3 protein-coding genes are annotated in these 2,512 nt (G+C 62.6%); 1 reads left to right on the top strand and 2 read right to left on the bottom strand.

What is annotated here, in order from left to right:
* Positions 1-499: pilus assembly protein N-terminal domain-containing protein (locus tag ENZ74_RS28810; RefSeq protein WP_127313178.1), on the bottom strand; the 499-nt coding region annotated here is incomplete at its 3' end.
* Between the two features lie 30 nt (positions 500-529).
* Positions 530-1,456: a Flp pilus assembly protein CpaB gene (gene cpaB, locus ENZ74_RS28805; RefSeq protein ID WP_244514296.1), complete on the bottom strand. Its 927-nt coding sequence runs from the start codon at positions 1,454-1,456 to the stop codon at positions 530-532.
* Positions 1,457-1,693: 237 nt separating this feature from the next.
* On the opposite strand from cpaB, the gene ENZ74_RS28800 reads away from it, so the two are divergent.
* The coding region (locus tag ENZ74_RS28800) for an ATP-binding protein (protein ID WP_245471025.1) at positions 1,694-2,512 on the top strand (819 nt) is incomplete at its 3' end.

The raw sequence follows: 2,512 nt of genomic DNA, 5'->3' as shown, positions 1-2,512 counted from the left end.
TGTTTGCCTTTTCGGCGGCGACGGCATCGTCGGCCTCGCCCGACAGCACGACACGGCCATTGGCCGATCCGACCTTGATCCTGGCATCCGGCACGCTGGCGCGAATGGTGCTGGCCAGTTGGTCGGTGTCGAGCGTCACCTCGATGTCGACGGTGCCGACAAGCTGCTTTTTCTCATCGAACAGCGCAATCCCGGTGGTGCCGAGATTGTTGCCGAGCACATAGAAGGATTTGTCGGTCAGCGGATTGACGTTGGCGATCTCCGGATCGCCGATGACGATCTGGTAGAAGGCAGCACTGGTGATGATCGTCTTCGGCTTGCCCTTGGCAACCTTGATTGACGCATTCTTGGTCGACGACACGTAGACGACGTCGTTGTCAGCTCTCGCCGCCGAGGCGCCCAAGGCCAGCATCACCGCAGCGGCCAGCGAAGACGCGACAGCCACGGCGCGCAAAACGCGCAACCGCGTCATGACCCGATATATGAACAGCCCGAACATTGTCCCGTCCCTCACCCAGTCCCCACTGGTTTATTTCTGGTCCCGCGAAGGAACCTGGTATTCCTCGGCCTTCGTGCCGCGCGTTACGATGACCGTCTTGAACTTCGGTTTCTCCGGCTCCTTGGTGACGGCGTCGAACACCGAGCCGGCCGCGGCCTGCACATTCGAGGCGACCGATCCGCCGAAGGAGGAGATGGTGGTGACGCCGCTCTTGCCGTCAGCGCCTTCGCTGGCGGACCGAAGCGACAGCGAGAGCGTGCCGACGGTGCGGGCCAGCGCTACTTTCTGCGCGCCGTCCGTCGTCACCTCGATGGTCACCGAATTGGAAATCTGCGGCGTCGTCTGGCGCTCGTCGGCGCCCTGCCCGACGCTCAGCACCTTGGCATCGGCGACAACGATCTCGGAGGTGATGGTGGAACCGGCAGCGCCTTGCGCATTCTTGGCCACTTCCTGAATTTCGCCGGCATCGCGCGTCAGCACCACGTCAACGCGGTCACCGGGCGTGACGAAGCCGCCGACTCCGGCGATCTCGTCGGTGCGGATGGTGACCGCCCGCATTCCGGGCGTCATCATGTTGGAGAGCGTCGCGCGGCCATTCGGGCCGGACAGCTTGGCCAGCAGCACCGGTTCGTTGACCTCGATCGGCGACAGCACCACGCGGCTGCCGTCGGCGAGCAACGCATTGATGGTGGTGAAGGCGCCCTGCGGCACGGACTCTTGCGACCACGGGATTTCGCTGAGCTGCGCGCGGTCGAGCTCCATGCCGTAGCGCAACGGGGCATTCGCCACCACGATGGTCTTGAATTCGACTTTCGGCACGACAGGTGCCGGAATCGACGACGTCTTCTCTTCGGAATCGGCCTTGGCCTGGCTTTTGACCCAGAAATCCGCGGCAAAGATCGAGATCGCGCCGAAAACGGCGGCGATGCCGATCATCGATATGGCCTTGCCCCTCACGCCTAAACCCCTGATATCAGCAGTTTCTTATTTAGTTGGGCTCACGTTAGGCGGCATTGTTAAAGAATCAGGAATCCCGGGCGTTGGTATCGGATCTATTTCCGCCGGCTTGGTTATCGAATGGTTTTGGGGTAAGAGGGCCCAGATCCCCGAACGGAACAGGAACCTCGGTCGCTTGGCGCTGAAAAGCGTGGCAGTATCGCGAGGTGATTCGCAGCACCGGAACCTATGGCAGGCATGGACGACAGCAACGATCTCTTCGGCAATATGGACAAGCAGCCGCAGCCGGTGCGTACCGCTGCGCGCCCGGCGGATCCACTGGTGGTGCAAGCCACCAAGCGTCCTGCCTCGACCAAGGACGGCAGCGAGGGCTATAGCGCCGCCGACATCGAGGTGCTGGAAGGGCTGGAGCCGGTGCGCCGCCGGCCAGGCATGTATATCGGCGGCACGGACGACAAGGCGATGCACCATCTGTTCGCCGAGGTCATCGACAATTCGATGGACGAAGCGGTTGCCGGCCACGCCACCTTCATCGATGTCGAGCTTTCGGCCGACGGCTATCTCGCCGTGACCGACAATGGCCGCGGCATCCCGATCGATCCGCACCCGAAGTTCAAGAAGCCGGCGCTTGAAGTGATCATGACGACGCTGCATTCGGGCGGCAAGTTCGACTCCAAGGTTTACGAGACATCAGGCGGCCTGCATGGCGTCGGCGTATCCGTGGTCAACGCGCTGTCGGACCATCTCGAGGTCGAGGTCGCGCGGGGACGGCAACTCTATCGGCAAAAATTCTCGCGCGGCGTTCCCGTGACCGGCCTGGAACAGTTGGGCGAGGTCCACAACCGGCGCGGCACAAAGATCCGCTTCCACCCCGACGAGCAGATTTTCGGCAAGGGCGCGGCGTTCGAACCGGCGCGGCTCTACCGTATGACGCGCTCGAAAGCCTATCTGTTCGGCGGCGTCGAAATCCGCTGGACCTGCGATCCGTCGCTGATCAAGGAAAAAGACCAGACGCCGGCCAAGGCGGAATTCCATTTTCCCGGCGGCCTGAAGGAC

This window comes from Mesorhizobium sp. M7A.F.Ca.CA.002.15.2.1, from assembly GCF_003998715.1.
Classification (GTDB): domain Bacteria; phylum Pseudomonadota; class Alphaproteobacteria; order Rhizobiales; family Rhizobiaceae; genus Mesorhizobium; species Mesorhizobium ciceri.
Note: the sequence above shows the minus strand (reverse complement) of the source record. Positions and strands in the feature narration are given on the sequence as shown.